This window comes from Enterobacter sp. PI-10 (assembly GCF_027947695.1).
Classification (GTDB): Bacteria; Pseudomonadota; Gammaproteobacteria; order Enterobacterales; family Enterobacteriaceae; genus Enterobacter; species Enterobacter vonholyi.
Genome location: NZ_JAJNOG010000001.1, coordinates 699,158 through 713,690, shown reverse-complemented (window position 1 = coordinate 713,690; position 14,533 = coordinate 699,158). Strand labels below are relative to the sequence as shown.

At 55.3% G+C, this 14,533-nt stretch carries 9 protein-coding genes; 3 read left to right on the top strand and 6 right to left on the bottom strand.

The genetic code is table 11. The annotated features are described in order from the left end of the window. The first annotated feature begins 145 nt into the window (after nucleotides 1–145). From asnS to aspC, 3 genes are all read left to right on the top strand, one after another. A complete protein-coding gene (asnS, locus tag LRM19_RS03410; RefSeq protein WP_023335141.1) occupies nucleotides 146–1,546 on the top strand; it encodes an asparagine--tRNA ligase in 1,401 nt (466 codons plus the stop codon). 606 nt (nucleotides 1,547–2,152) lie between these two features. Then, on the top strand, nucleotides 2,153–3,256 hold the full coding sequence (locus LRM19_RS03405; RefSeq protein WP_047651295.1) for a porin: 1,104 nt from the start codon (nucleotides 2,153–2,155) through the stop codon (nucleotides 3,254–3,256). 184 nt (nucleotides 3,257–3,440) lie between these two features. Then, the gene (gene aspC, locus LRM19_RS03400) at nucleotides 3,441–4,631 is read left to right on the top strand and encodes an aspartate transaminase (protein ID WP_033145106.1); all 1,191 of its coding nucleotides are present in this window, start codon (nucleotides 3,441–3,443) and stop codon (nucleotides 4,629–4,631) included. A gap of 48 nt (nucleotides 4,632–4,679) precedes the next feature. Here aspC and LRM19_RS03395 read toward each other — a convergent pair whose 3' ends face one another. The 6 genes from LRM19_RS03395 to mukF all read right to left on the bottom strand — a co-directional run bounded on the left by LRM19_RS03395 (nucleotide 4,680) and on the right by mukF (nucleotide 14,533). After that, nucleotides 4,680–5,327, bottom strand: a complete 648-nt coding sequence (locus LRM19_RS03395) for an MBL fold metallo-hydrolase (RefSeq protein WP_008499950.1) — start codon at nucleotides 5,325–5,327, stop codon at nucleotides 4,680–4,682. A 20-nt stretch (nucleotides 5,328–5,347) separates the two neighbouring features. Next, the gene (locus tag LRM19_RS03390; protein WP_032639289.1) at nucleotides 5,348–5,899 is read right to left on the bottom strand and encodes a YcbK family protein; all 552 of its coding nucleotides are present in this window, start codon (nucleotides 5,897–5,899) and stop codon (nucleotides 5,348–5,350) included. 174 nt (nucleotides 5,900–6,073) lie between these two features. After that, entirely contained in the window at nucleotides 6,074–7,897 is a 1,824-nt protein-coding gene (gene ldtD, locus LRM19_RS03385) for a L,D-transpeptidase (RefSeq protein ID WP_115874641.1), read from the bottom strand. A 177-nt stretch (nucleotides 7,898–8,074) separates the two neighbouring features. Then, the gene (gene mukB, locus LRM19_RS03380; protein ID WP_133294105.1) at nucleotides 8,075–12,526 is read right to left on the bottom strand and encodes a chromosome partition protein MukB; all 4,452 of its coding nucleotides are present in this window, start codon (nucleotides 12,524–12,526) and stop codon (nucleotides 8,075–8,077) included. Beyond that, the gene (mukE, locus tag LRM19_RS03375) at nucleotides 12,526–13,230 is read right to left on the bottom strand and encodes a chromosome partition protein MukE (RefSeq protein ID WP_008499954.1); all 705 of its coding nucleotides are present in this window, start codon (nucleotides 13,228–13,230) and stop codon (nucleotides 12,526–12,528) included. The genes mukB and mukE overlap by 1 nt, the downstream gene beginning before the upstream one ends. Next, entirely contained in the window at nucleotides 13,211–14,533 is a 1,323-nt protein-coding gene (gene mukF, locus LRM19_RS03370) for a chromosome partition protein MukF (protein WP_041910621.1), read from the bottom strand. The genes mukE and mukF overlap by 20 nt, the downstream gene beginning before the upstream one ends.

The window sequence follows — 14,533 nt, the reverse complement described above, 5'->3', positions numbered from 1 at the left end:
GGCTCCCTTCCCTTATTTATTTCTCAATTCTTCTCTTTTGACTGCGAAATTTACTTGTCTGATAGCGGATGGCAGGTAACATAGATATCCCCCCATAAGGGTGGACAAGTGTTTATTTTTTCCGACTATTAACAGAGAGAATATTATGAGCGTTGTGCCTGTAGCCGACGTACTCCAGGGCCGTGTCGCCGTTGACCAGGAAGTCACCGTGCGCGGATGGGTGCGTACCCGCCGAGATTCTAAAGCTGGCATCTCCTTCCTCGCCGTCTATGACGGTTCCTGCTTTGATCCTGTACAGGCCGTCATTAATAATTCTCTGCCCAATTACAATGATGACGTTCTGCACCTGACAACGGGCTGTTCCGTTATTGTCACCGGCGTGGTTGTAGCATCACCGGGTCAGGGCCAGAGCTTCGAAATTCAGGCTTCTGCCATTGAAGTCACCGGCTGGGTTGAAGATCCGGATACCTATCCGATGGCGGCTAAACGTCACAGCATCGAATATCTGCGTGAAGTGGCCCACCTGCGTCCGCGTACCAACCTGATTGGTGCGGTGGCGCGCGTGCGTCATACGCTGGCGCAGGCGCTGCATCGTTTCTTCGATGAACAGGGTTACTTCTGGGTGTCTACCCCGCTGATCACTGCGTCCGACACAGAAGGTGCCGGTGAGATGTTCCGCGTCTCGACGCTGGACATGGAAAACCTGCCGCGCACGCCTGAAGGTAAAGTGGACTATGACAAAGACTTCTTTGGCAAAGAAGCTTTCCTGACGGTATCCGGTCAGCTCAACGGCGAAACGTACGCCTGTGCGCTGTCTAAGATCTACACCTTCGGCCCTACCTTCCGCGCAGAAAACTCCAACACCAGCCGTCACCTGGCGGAATTCTGGATGCTGGAGCCGGAAGTGGCGTTCGCCGACCTGGACGATGTTGCGGGCCTGGCGGAAGCGATGCTCAAGTACGTCTTCAAAGCGGTGCTGGAAGAGCGTCCTGACGACATGAAATTCTTTGCAGAACGCGTAGACAGCGATGCAGTAGCGCGTCTGGAGCGTTTTGTCTCAGCCGACTTTGCGCAGGTGGACTACACCGACGCGGTGGCGATCCTCGAGAAATGCGGTGAGAAGTTCGAGAACCCGGTTTACTGGGGCGTTGACCTGGCGTCTGAGCACGAGCGCTATCTGGCCGAGAAGCATTTCAAAGCGCCGGTTGTCGTTAAAAACTACCCGAAAGACATTAAGGCCTTCTATATGCGCCTTAACGAAGACGGTAAAACCGTGGCAGCGATGGACGTCCTGGCGCCGGGCATTGGTGAAATCATCGGTGGCTCTCAGCGTGAAGAGCGTCTTGATGTGCTGGACGCGCGTATGGAAGAGATGGGGCTCAACCCAGCTGATTACAGCTGGTACCGCGATCTGCGCCGTTACGGTACCGTACCGCACGCCGGTTTTGGTCTGGGCTTCGAGCGTCTGATTGCCTACGTTACCGGTGTTCAGAACGTACGCGACGTGATTCCGTTCCCACGTACTCCACGTAACGCCAGCTTCTAATCGCTAAAAGACTAAAATGGCCAGCAGATGCTGGCCATTATTTTATTCTGCATTGTCAGTTTTCGTCAGCTTAAAGTCAGCATCTTTAAACCTTCGCCCCGTCACAACCACTACCTGTTACGTTTTGTTTCCGCGAAACATCCAGCCACAAAAAATAAACCCTATTCTTATTGCGATTATTTCCCCATCGGGCAATAGCACAAATTTCAACCATTTTTACAGCCATCCAGAAGGCTTTCAGGAGTTATAAGAAAAAACGGGTCGTTTAGCGTCTGTTTATATGAATTGCCTTTATCCAAATTAATCATAAGGAATTCATATATATAGGATTTGCTCTGTTGTTTAATTCGCCAGGGCACTCTGAAGTTTGAGGTGGTTCACAAAGTTCCCAAAAATACATATTTAGTTACACATATTTTCTTTCTGTTACTCAATCTTGAGAATTGTAGCACTTTCAGGCTAGCGAAACGCTTCGGCGAATGGAAAGATGCCTGTCAGATACATAAAGACACCTAACTCTCATCAATAGTTCCGGAAATATTTATTGACAGAATTTATTGACGGCAGTGGCGAGTGTCATAAAAAAACCAATGAGGGTAATAAATAATGATGAAGCGCAATATTCTGGCAGTGGTAATCCCTGCCCTGCTGGTAGCCGGTGCAGCTAACGCTGCAGAAATCTATAACAAGAACGGCAACAAGCTGGACTTCTACGGTAAAGTTGTGGGTGAACACGGCTTCACCACTTCTGGCGTACACAAAAACGCTGACTCCTCTTATGGCCAGATCGGCTTCAAAGGCGAAACTCAGATCAATGATCAGCTGACCGGTTACGGCCAGTGGGAATACCGTGCACGCGCCGGTGCAGCTGAAGGTGACCAGACTAACGTAACTCGTCTGGCTTTCGCTGGCCTGAAAATCGCTGACGCGGGTTCTCTGGACTACGGTCGTAACTACGGTATCGTGTATGACGTAGAATCCTACACCGATATGGCTCCATCCTTCTCTGGCGAAACCTGGGGTGGCGGTTATGTTGATAACTACATGACCAGCCGTTCTACTGGCCTGCTGACCTACCGTAACAACAACTTCTTCGGTCTGGTTGATGGTCTGAACTTTGGCGTTCAATACCAGGGTAAAAACGATCGTAAAAACCTGAATGAAGCAAACGGCGACGGCGTTGGTCTGTCACTGGGCTACGAGTTCGGCGAAGGCTTCGGTCTGATCGGTGCCTACAGCACCGCTAACCGTACGCTTGAGCAGAAAAAAGATGGTAAAGGCGATAAAGCTGAATCCTGGGCTGTTGGCGCGAAATACGACGCAAACAACATCTACCTCGCGACCGTTTATGCAGAGACTCGCAACATGAGCCGCCTGGGTAACAGCGGCGAAAACTATGTTCCGAATGATGATGGTAATGTTTATAACATTGCTAACAAGACTCAGAACTTCGAAGTTATCGCTCAGTACCAGTTCGACTTCGGCCTGCGTCCTTCCGTTTCTTACGTTCAGTCCAAAGGTAAAGACCTGAACGGCATCGGCGACCGTGACCTGGCGAAATACATCACCACTGGTGCGACTTACTACTTCAACAAGAACTTCAACGTGTACGGTGACTACCGCTTCAACCTGCTGGACGACAAAGATGCGTCCACCAGCTGGGTTGGCTCTGACAACCAGGCTACCGTTGGCGTAACCTACCAGTTCTAATCAGAACACCACTTTGTTATATGCTTAATGAACAGGGCTTCGGCCCTGTTTTTTTATGCCTGACAGAAAATAATGGCGACTTTTGAAAAGCCGCACGCTTTTCGTCGCAAACGGTTGGCATTTTGTAAATCTACCGTTAACCTGATAGCGGATTTCACTTCTGTAATCACAATGGAACTTCGTCATGTTTGAGAACATTACCGCCGCTCCTGCCGACCCGATTCTGGGCCTGGCCGATCTGTTTCGTGCCGACGACCGCCCTGGCAAAATCAACCTGGGTATTGGTGTATATAAAGATGAAACCGGCAAAACTCCGGTACTGACCAGCGTTAAGAAAGCTGAGCAGTATCTGCTGGAAAACGAAACCACCAAAAACTACCTCGGTATTGATGGTATCCCTGAATTTGGTCGCTGCACCCAGGAGCTGCTGTTCGGTAAAGGCAGTGCAATTGTGAGTGACAAACGTGCCCGCACAGCACAGACCCCAGGCGGTACCGGTGCGCTGCGCGTGGCGGCGGATTTCCTTGCGAAAAACACTTCTGTTAAGCGCGTATGGGTAAGCAACCCAAGCTGGCCGAACCACAAGAGCGTGTTTAACTCTGCGGGTCTGGAAGTGCGTGAATACGCCTACTACGACGCGGCAAACCACTCTCTCGACTTTGACGGCCTGCTGGCGAGCCTGAGCGAGGCGCAGGCAGGTGACGTGGTGCTGTTCCACGGCTGCTGCCACAACCCAACCGGTATCGACCCGACGCTTGAGCAGTGGCAACACCTGGCGAAGCTGTCCGTAGAGAAAGGCTGGCTGCCGCTGTTTGATTTTGCCTACCAGGGCTTCGCCCGTGGTCTGGAAGAAGATGCCGAAGGCCTGCGCGCGTTCGCCGCCGTGCACCAGGAGCTGATTGTCGCAAGCTCCTACTCCAAGAACTTTGGTCTGTACAATGAGCGCGTGGGTGCCTGTACGCTGGTTGCCGCTAACGAAGAGACCGTCGATCGTGCGTTCAGCCAGATGAAATCGGTTATCCGCGCTAACTACTCTAACCCACCGGCACACGGTGCGTCTGTTGTTGCGACTATCCTGAGCAACGATGCGCTGCGCGCTATCTGGGAACAAGAGCTGAACGATATGCGTCAGCGTATTCAGCGCATGCGCCTGCTGTTTGTGAACACCCTGGCTGAGAAAGGCGCGGATCGCGACTTCAGCTTTATCATCAAACAGAACGGCATGTTCTCATTCAGCGGCCTGACCAAAGAGCAGGTTCTGCGTCTGCGTGAAGAGTTTGGCGTGTACGCCGTGGCCTCTGGCCGCGTGAACGTTGCAGGCATGACGCCTGACAACATGGCGCCACTGTGCGAAGCGATTGTCGCCGTACTGTAATTTGCGCCCATAAAAAAGCCTGCGTTATGCAGGCTTTTTTTATTCGGGTTACCAGACAGGCATTTCATCCTGAAGGAACGGGTTATGGAGCCGTTCATAGCCCAGCGTCGACATCGGACCGTGTCCAGGGATAAACGTTACATCATCACCCAGCGGCAATAACTTCTGTTTAATCGACTGAATCAGTTGACCGTGATCGCCGCGCGGAAAATCGCTGCGTCCTACGCCACCTTTGAAGATCACATCGCCGGAAATCAGCAGACGGGACTGGTCATCGAAGAAGACGATATGGCCTGGCGTATGCCCAGGACAATGCAACACCTGTAAAGTCACATTCCCTATGCTAACGCGCTCTCCTTCGTTCAGCCAGCGATCGGGCGTCAGTGGCTGACACTCATCCAGGCCAAACATGCGGCTTTGGGCGGGTAACCCCTGCAGCCAGAACTCATCTTCTTTTTCCGGACCAACTATCGGCACGCCGTAGTGTTCAGCCAGTTCAGCCGCTGCACCCACATGGTCGAGGTGACCATGCGTCAGTAAAATCTGCATGAGCGTCACGCCGCTGTCGGCGACTTCCTGCTTGATCTTCTCAGCGTCACCGCCGGGATCGACAAGCGCGGCCAGTTTAGTCTGTTCGCACCAGATCAATGAACAATTCTGGGAGAACGCGGTAACCGGAATAATACGATAGTTCATACTGCTCCTGTGTTTCGTTATTACCAGTGCCGAACCGGACCGGTATCAATATGCACAAAGTTGCTGCTGGGGTAATATCCTACACCACCTGCGCGCATAGATAACGCAGCTTTGCGAATATTGGCTAACGAAACGCCTTCAATATGGAAGTCCATTGCCTGTCCCTTCGTGTGATAGCTTTTTTTCGCTACCCCGCGACTGTGGGCGCGCAGTTCATTATTGGTATCAATCGAGCGATAGCCAGAAATGAGCTGAACCGGCTTGCTGGTGCCCAGCAGGCCCTGAAGGCGGAAAAGCTGATCAAACAGTCCTGGATCGATGGCTTTTATTTTATTCGCGCGGAAATCACGGAAAAAATGGTTAAGTCTTGCTAATTCATCCTGAATATAGCCTCTGCCATCGAAAAACTCCGCTTTTAACGACTCACCGGTATGAAGATTGTTGAGCGTTAAAACTCGCGGACGAGGTGTCGAGAGGGTGGCAAATGCTGGCGTCGGCAAGATGGCCGCTGCGCCAAGCGCAACACCACCTAACGCCAGCAGTTTGCGGCGATTAGCGTCAAATTTGTCCATGATAATCAGGTCTACAGGTAAAAGAAATCGTAATATGCTTAGCGCACGAAGGGCACCTTAACTGGCAAAACCGGGTACGTCAAGGCGCCCAACCCCAGTGAATACGCGGCTTACAGCGATATTGCCCCTTATTCACCCTAACTTACGACAATCATTTTTCCCGAACTGCTTCATTTACCTGATTAATTGTTCCGCTTTTGGCAAAATTTGTGCGCCGGATCGCGCGGTGAGATCATAATTGTAAATATCTGTACGGTACTGAGTACGCCCGTCTTCGCCAACAAACGCCGTCAGATAGTAGAGATTGACCGGAATGTTGTGTCGAATATTAACGTAACGCGTATCCCCCTGCTTCAGGGCATCGGAAATGCGCGTATCGTTCCAGCCCGCATCCTGCAATAGCATATTGGCCAGCTCCGAGGCTTTGTTCACGCGTACGCAGCCAGAACTCAGCGCGCGAGTATCTTTCTGGAACAGATTGTGGTTCGGCGTATCGTGCAGATAGATAGCGTCTGAACTCGGCATATTGAATTTGTAGCGCCCTAAAGAGTTATGCGCCCCGGGTGCCTGCTGGAAACGGAACGGCAGATTAGAAGCCGTAATTGTCGACCAGTCGACCATATAAGGATCGATGGCCTCTTTACTGTTCCATCCGCGCATCACCGTATAGCCATGACGTTCCAGATACCCCGGATCGTTCCAGACCTTCGGCAGAATGTCTTTTCTCGCCAGCGTCGGAGGCACGTTCCACGGTGGGTTAACCACCACGTTATTCAGCGCGCTGCTCATCATCGGTGTTTTACGATCCGGACGCCCGACAATCACGCGCGACGCCAGTTTTTCGCTACCGTCCTGATAATAGACCAGGGAATAAGCCGGAATGTTAACCATAATTCCGGTAGAGAGTGTTCCAGGCAGCAGGCGCAAACGCTGGATATTGAGCGCCAGCACACCTGCCCGCTGCGCAGGCGATACGTTCAGCCAGTCTCGCGTCGTCTGGCCAATGACGCCATCGGCCCCCAGCCCCTGTGCGGTCTGGAATTGCTTCACTGCCGCAACCAGCTCGCGATCGTATGCTGCGGGTTTATTGCTGACGGCAATCGTTTTTTTCTCTTTCACGGGAGCTGACGGGCTGACCGCCGCATTTTGCGGATCGTCGCCTGGCAACGCAATATGTGGCCCGCCATCAAGAAGACCGGAGCGAGTCAGGATCTCGCGCAGGGCAGGCACATCGCTGCTCCACTGCCCCGGACGCAGCGTCGCGGTGCCGCGCATCTGAGGCCATGGGCGCGAGTCACCCACCAGCGCGAGGAGCGACTGGTGAAGAGTGGCATATTGTGGGTGCGCCGGTGCGAGGCTGGCGATAAAGCGCGGCAGTTCGCCGTTATCCAGCGCTAACTGCCATTGGTTAATCACCGACAGCGCCGGCGTCGCCAGCTTGTACGGCTTATCGCTGTAAAGCCAACGGTTGCCGTTGACCGGAATACCCGCCACGAACTGCAGGTAGCCCATCATGGCATCGGAAAGCACCACGTCTCGCGCCTGCCCGGTGACGGCAGGATCGGTTAACAGCTCAACCCATTTTGTAAACTGCGGCTGAAACCCTGCAATCGCGACCTCCGCCAGCTGCTGCTGGAAGGCGCGAACGGCATCGCGGTTTTCCCACATCGGTTTCATATCGCGGGCAGCATAAAGGAGCGTGAGCTGATTGAGATAGACAGGCGCGTACCCGGACGGCAGCCCCGACTGCAGCTGCTGGCTGAGCGATTCGGCGTCGATGCCTTCCGGCAGCGGCTTAATACCGGCCATGATAGCCGTTGCCGGAGACTGGTCCAGAGGCTGGGACAACGACGTTGGCTGCGCGCCCGTCGTTGCCGAGCTGTCAGTCGGCACAATTTCAGGCTCGTCGGCCTGGGCGGTTAACAGTGGAGCAAACATCACTGCCAGGCATAAACTTAGCGCCGACAGCTGACGACCACATTCTTTCTTAAGCAACATCCCTTGCCCCCTGTTTTCACGACATGCCCATCACGTTGGGGCTTTCTTTCATTATAGGTAGACGGCTAAGCTGTTGCCTTACCTTATGTAAAGAAGTTTAAAGATAACGCAGCCCTAAGCACAAGTTAAGTTTAAAAAAAAGCGGCGCCAGGGCGCCGCTTCGGGTCAGAAGACGCTTCAGGAAGCGTCCGCCGTGGTTTCAGGCAATGATTCTGGCGGCTGCGGCGCAAAGCCACGCAGCCCAACAACGTGAACGTGTTCGCTGTTCTGGAACACTTTACGCACCAGCTTGTAGGTTGTCCCTTTTTCGGGACTGATGTTCTCAGGTGCCGCAATGATGAGCTGCATATCGAGACGTTCGCAAAGCTCAAAAAGCGTGGCAATGGAGCGCGCATCAAGACGCGCAGCCTCATCAAGGAACAGCAGTCGGCATGGGGAGATGTCTTTGCCGCGCAGGCGGCGCGCTTCGTCTTCCCAGCTCTGTACCACCATCACCAGAATTGACATACCGGTACCGATCGCTTCACCGGTAGAGAGCGCTCCGGATTCCGCACGCAGCCAGCCGTCTGAGCCACGGTTTACCTCAACTTCCATTTCCAGATAGTTACGGTAGTCCAGCAGCTCTTCACCGATGGTTTGCGGCGTACGCTGCCCCATATCAATCTGCGGGTTCAGGCGCTGATAGAGCTTCGCCAGCGCTTCGGAGAAGGTCAGACGGTTACTGTTAAACAGATCCTGATGCTGCTCGTGCTGCTCAGAAAGCACTTCCAGCAGGGTGGCATGCGCTTCACGCACGTTAACGTTGAGGCGCACGCTGTTCACCTGACCAAACGACACGCTCTGCAGCCCCTGGTTGAGCTGGCGGATACGGTTCTGCTCGCGCTGAATGGTTTTACGAATAATGTTCGCTACGCTGCGGGAGCTGATTGCCAGCTTCTGCTCGCGGGAGGTCAGCTCTTCCGTCAGACGGCCCAGCTCGATTTCCATCTGTTCGATGGCTTCGACCGGATCGTCAGTACGGATGATGTCCTGGCGAATACGCTCGCGCAGGTGCTGGTAAACCGCCACGAAGAACTGGATTTTACGTTCAGGACGTTTCGGATCCTCTGACATGCGCAGGACATCGCGCAGGTGTTCGTTATCCGCCACCGCCAGACGCAGGGCACCCAACGCCTTATCCGACATGGAACGCAGCTCATCGGCGGAGAGATATGCCAGCTCGCGACGGTGCAGACGACGCTCGACGTTATTATCTTTCACCATGCGCATCACCGCGCACCAACCCGCCTTGGCGGTCACGACCTGCTCACGCATTTCGTGATAATCGCGTTCCAGCTTGCGCAGGCGACGGGTCAGGTTATCCATTTCGGCTTCGCAGAAGGTCAGCGCTTTTTCCAGCTGATTACGACGCGCACGGTTATTGCTGAGCTGCGAATGCAGTTCGTCACGACGGATACGCGCACGCTCTTCTGCCCCGCTGTCGGCACGAACGCCGATGTCCTGAAGCTCTTTCTGCAGATCGTTTAACAGCTCTTTCTTGGTGTCGAAGGAGCTTTTCAGCGAGGCCAGCACCTGGTTGTACTGGTTCAGCTGAGCGGAGTGGCTGCGCATTGCTTCGCGGGCGCGAGTACGTTCCGCTTCAGCCTGCTCAAGACGCTGACGCAGCTTTTCGTTCAGGTCACTGTTACCGCTTAGCATTTCCGCCGAATCGGAGTAGCCGAAGTGGGCGCGACGCTGCACCACCTCCGTCAGGGCAAACGCCTGCTGACGCGCCTCGCGCTGCACCTGCTGTGACCAGGCATAATCTTCTTTTAACTGCTCAAACTGCTCCGGGTCGCTCTGCAGAACAGAAACAACAGGCTCCAGCTTCGCCAGCTGATTGCCGTGCTGCTGCACGAAGCGCGCGGCTTCCTGCGCTTCATCCAGACGCTCCTGGATCTCGTCCACGCGATCGGCCAGGGTGTCATCCGCCAGCAGATTCAGACGCGGCAGAATGCGGTTAAGGGCCGCGACGCCCTCTTTCGCCTGCTCGAACTGGACGCGGCTCTGCTGGTTGTCGCTTTCATGGCTGGCAATCGCACGTTCAAGCTCGCCACGGCGGGTATTGAGCTTGCGGATTTCGGCTTCCGGATCCGCGTCAAATGCCACGGCGAGATGGCTGCCGATAAAGCGGCTGAACGCCTGGTGCAGGCGCTGGGTTTTCTGCACGTCAAACGACAGGGTCGCAAAACGTTCAGACAGCGTTTCACGCTCGGCGTGCAGGCTTTCGATGCGGCTTTCGCGCGCGGCGCGGCCAAACAGCGGCAGCTCAGGGAAGCGGGAATAGCGCCACTGACGGTCGGCGATTTTCACCACCACCGCTTTTTCCAGCTCGTCGACGCTGAATACGCTGTCATCGAACGACTGCGGATCCCCTTCGATCAGGTAGAGATCTTCCGGACAATCTTCCAGGCCGGCAAGCTGCTCAGAAATCAGCGACAGATCCGGGACCACTATCGCGTTGCGGGATGGACCGTACAGCGCGGAGAAGTACGGGGCATCATCAAGACCTACATCGTCATAAATCTCGGACAGCAGCACGCCGCCAAAACGCTCGGCGAGTGCATTCAGGCGCGGATCTTCTGACCCGCCCGGCTGGCTTAAGCGTTCAATTTCTTCGTCAACGTCACGCTTGCGCGCGCCCACTTCATCACGCTCAACAATGGCTTCGCGCTCGCGCTCCAGCAGCTGCTGCAGGTATTCTGTCACTTCCTGACTGGATTCGAACTGCTCGCCGCACTGTTCGCTGAGCTGGTTCAGGCTGCTTTGAGCCGCCAGCCAGACCGGCGCCCGCTCCAGAAGCGTCTTCGAACGGGACTGAAGCTGCTCCAGCTCCTGACGCAGAGTCATACGCTGTTCGCTGGCGCTGGAGACCGTGTCTGAAAGCGCAGCGATACGCGCTTCCAGCTCCTGATGCAGGGCCTCAAGCTCGTCGAAATCGTAATTTTTTCCCTGACGCTTGCAGAATTCCGCCAGCAGACGCTCGGCTTCCTGCTGCTCGCGCAGGCGCTGCTCCAGCTCGTTCAGACGCATACGCAGCGGCTGAACCTGCTCGGCCAGATGGCGCTGGTTCACGCCGTCGCGCAGCAGCTCACGGGCAACGTCCCAGGCTTCGCTACGCGCCAGCGGGCCGTTAATCGCAACGACTAACTGATAAGCCTGCTCAAACTGGCTGTGCGCCGTTTGCGCGACGCTCATTTTCTGTTCGAGGGACAGCAGTTTTTCGGTGGCTTCCTGCTCTTTGGCCTGGAAGGTATCCAGCCACTCGTCGGCGCTTTCCGGCGTCAGGTCAGGCAGATGGCACAGCTCTTTCGCGCGCTGCAATGCCTGCAGTGCCTGGGTGTACTGAATCGCGCGCGTCTGCTGCACGTCCAGCGCCTGCTGGTAATCGGCAAGCTGGCTTTTCAGCTCATCCACTTCCAGCTCGGCGGCTTCGGCGCGGGCTTCGTTCTCTTCCTGCATGTCAGCGGCTTCGGCCACCACTTCATTTTGCTCTTCGAGACGGATCTGCAGCTCGTCGAGGTCCGCTTCATAGCGCTCGATTTTTTCCTGCTGACGGAGCGCAGTTTGCACCAGGTTCAGGTGATCGCTGGCGGCCTGGTAGTCGGCTTCAAGGTCGCCCTCGGCACCGTTGTGCTCACCGAGTTCGCGCGCCATTTCGACGTGCTTGTACTGCTCGGCCACCAGCTGTTTACGGGAGGTAAACAGCTCGCGACGGTATTCTAATGCCTGATCGAGGTGGACGCGGCGCTCGTTGGCGTGGCGCATGTAGTCCGCCGCCACGTAGTTGGTGGCTTCGCTGATCAGGTGTTTAAACAGGTCACGATCGGACTGGGTAACGCGTATCGCTTCCAGCGTCATACGGTTTTCACGCAGCGCCGCTTCCATATCCTGGAAGGCCTTACGCACCCCGCTGTTTTCCGGCAGCAGGTAGTCGCGCAGGGAGCGGGTAATCGCGCTGGAGATACCGCCGTACAGAGACGCTTCAATCAGGCGATAGTATTTGCTTCGGTCTGATGCCGTGCGCAGACGACGCGCAACCACGCCCAGATCGAACATGAGCGAGTGGTAGTCGGTAATCGAGTTGAACTGCTTGAACTGCACGCCTTCGATCGCTTCGAGCTTATCTTTCAGCTCCTGCAGCGTTAGCACGCGCGCCTGGCGTTCGTTCAGAGTTTCCGTCAGCAGCGCCGTCGGCTGCACGGAGGTCGGCAAGCCCTGAATCGCAAACGGCTTGATATCCACTTTACGGTCGCGGCCGGCGACCTGCTGCAGGCGCACGCCCACGACTACACGCTGATGGCGGGAGTTAATGACGTCCAGAACCGAATAACAGACGCCGGCCTTCAGCTTACCGTGCAGACCTTTATCACGGGAGCCGCTTGTTGCCCCCGCTTCGGTGGTGTTACGGAAGTGAAGCAGCGTCAGGTCAGGGATCAGCGCCGTGACAAAGGCCGCCATGGTGGTGGATTTACCCGCCCCGTTACCGCCGGAGAGCGTCGTGACCAGCTCATCCAGATCGAACGTTCGGGCAAAGAAGCCGTTCCAGTTAATCAGCGTCAGTGAGCGAAATTTACCGCGTTCAATCATTACTCTTCCTCCCCGCTATCCGGCAGATTCTCTTCATGCTCATCATTGAGCTGCAAATGGTTTTCCACCGGCATCGCTTCACCGTCGCGGATCATGCGAAGCTGCGCTTCACGCGCGTCATCGCCCGCACGCACGTCGGCGCCGAAGCGGAAGACAGATTCCGTAATGCGGAATTTGCTGCTGTCATGGCCCATAAACCAGACCATTCCCAGACGACGCAGACGGTTCAGGGAAGAGCGAACCTTTTCCTGTAATTTCTGACGGTCAAGATCCGAACCCGTGGAACGGTTGTTCACCAGCTTGAGCAGCTTGCTCTCATCTGCCAGCGTCAACAGCTCGTCGTAAAGTTCCTGCTGGGTGAAGATCCCTTCATTCGCCAGACGTTCCGGGCTGAGGTAGAGGTAGCAAAGAATTTTGCCGACCATCATATCCAGCTCGGAGAGCACGGAACGCGGAATCAGCGTCGTGGAGCGCGGGCGCAGGTAGAAAAACCCTTCCGGCGCTCGGATAAGCTCCACGTTGTAGCGCGCGTAAAATTCTTCCAGGTACTCCTGGAAGTCCATCAAAAAGGCGTGATTATCCAGCTCGTCTAAGCCAATGTGACGACCGGCACGCAGCTGGCTGTCCAGCGCCGGAAATAACGGATTCGCCAGCGCCTGTGCCAGCTTAACCGGCATCACTTGTTCAATATTTGTCAATGACATGCGCCTGTACCTTGGCTCCGTAATCGTTAATTGGCTGCCACTTCGGCGGCAGTCCGGTGAAATCTGCTTGCGCGATACCCAGGCGCACCGCCTGGTCTACCACAATGCGGGCAACGTCGAAGTGGCGCGCACGAGGATATTGCGCCAGATAGTCGCGCACCACGAGTCCAAGATCCAGCGGAGCTTGTCTGGTTTTGTAGACCGCGAGCTGTTCTTCGATCATCGCCGCAAGCTGCTCGCGAATTTCGTTAAATTCTTCGTATTCCAGATCCGGCGGCAGTTCACCGGTCACCTCTTCATCGCGCAGCGCCATCTCTTCGTCACGCATATCCAGCAGACGATCGGCATTGGCGTAGGTCAACGCCCACGGCGCATCGAAATAGGTCTGTACCGACTGACGCAGACGCTGAGCAAACACGCGGTTTTTATCCATATCGATCGCGGTACGGATAAATTTATGCACGTGTCGGTCATAGCCGATCCACAGGTCGATCGACTGCTGGCCCCAGCTGATAATACGGTCGAGTTTGCTCTGCAGGTCGAACACCAGACGGTCAATAAAGTGCAGATCGTCGTGCGCCAGGGTCGCATCCTGGATGCGCAGAAGGTTCGCCTGAAGCTTATCCCCTGCGGCTTCCAGCGTATCCTGGAGCTCACGCAGCGTGCCGGAGGTTTCTGACAGCAGAAGTTCGCAGCTGGAGATGGCCGCTCGCCAGTCTTTATTCAGCAGCTGCGCGATATCGTCTTTCACCTGCTGCTGCTGCTCGTCCATCAGGCGCTGGGTGAGATCGATACTGTCGAAAATCTCTGCCACCGAATATTTCAGCGGCGCGTAGACGTTACGGTGCCAGTGGAATTCGTCACCGTTTTCATCCGCCGCGTCGGCGGCGCGCTTAAGCTCACCCGCCACGATCGAGAGCTGCATGGAAAGACGCAGCGTGGAAAATTCACGCTGGCGGATATAATAATCGGTGATGCCGATGCCCAGTGGCGTCAGACGATAGATGGCGTTTCCTTCCGCCTGCTCGCTGGTAAAGCGGTTCAGCAGACGTTGACGCACCATATCGTTGATTGCGTTGTTGGCACGCACGCTAATGGTTTCGCTGGTTTGCTCAAACGCATCACTGACATGGCGGAACGCATCCACCAGTTCACCCTCGCTCATTTCACCATCCAGCCGTTCGCCGTTCAGCGTGGCAACCGCCAGCAGGAAAGAGAGTCTGTCTACCGGCAGCGAGATGGAGAAATCGTTTTTCCTGGCCCAGGCAACCAGTTCGGGGACTGTCTGGGAAAATTCACTCAT